This is a genomic window from Acinetobacter sp. Lyrl_1 (assembly GCF_051948795.1).
Lineage (GTDB): Bacteria > Pseudomonadota > Gammaproteobacteria > Pseudomonadales > Moraxellaceae > Acinetobacter > Acinetobacter towneri.
In genome coordinates, this window is the sequence record NZ_JAYJLK010000108.1 from 1 (window position 1) to 659 (window position 659).

1 protein-coding gene is annotated in these 659 nt (G+C 39.3%); it reads right to left on the reverse strand.

Features of this window, described 5'->3' with window-relative positions:
• Window positions 1–7: 7 nt before the first annotated feature.
• The coding region (locus VF675_RS13750) for an IS30 family transposase (RefSeq protein WP_440205392.1) at window positions 8–659 on the reverse strand (652 nt) is incomplete at its 5' end.

The window sequence follows — 659 nt, forward strand, 5'->3', positions numbered from 1 at the left end:
GGCGGATTCAAGCGGCAAGTGCAACAGTATAAAAACCAGCCATAACTTCACTCGGTGTATACCAACCTAGTGTTTTTCTAGGACGATGGTTGAGTGCAAATTCTATCTGCTCTATTTGTTCGTTTGACACGTCATCAAACGATGATGATTTTGGCAGATATTGACGGATTAAACCATTCGTATTTTCATTTCTAGCTCGCTGAATAGACTTGTAAGGATCAGCAAAATACGTCTCTATGCCAGCATCAGTAATTCTTTTGTGTTCGGAAAATTCTTTGCCATTATCAAATGTCACACTATAAGCATGGCTCATTTGTAAACGATCTAATGCACAAGTAATCGTTTGAGAGGATGCTCTCGTTGGCCCTAAATGAACAATATGTACATACAGGCTCTTTCGATCAACGAGAGTCAATAAAGCACCTTTATGATGTTTACCAATCACCGTGTCACCTTCGAAATCTCCTAAACGTTGTCGTTGATCAATGACCTGGTCTCGGCAGTGAATACTTGTTTTATCAATGATTTGCCCCCTACGATCCGTGTTTTTGTAACCGCGTTTTCGATATTTCTTCTGAAGCCTTAAGTGTAGATAAAGTTTACCGCCTTTTGATTTATCTTGATAAATGTACTGGTAAATCCACTCATGTGAAGGTACA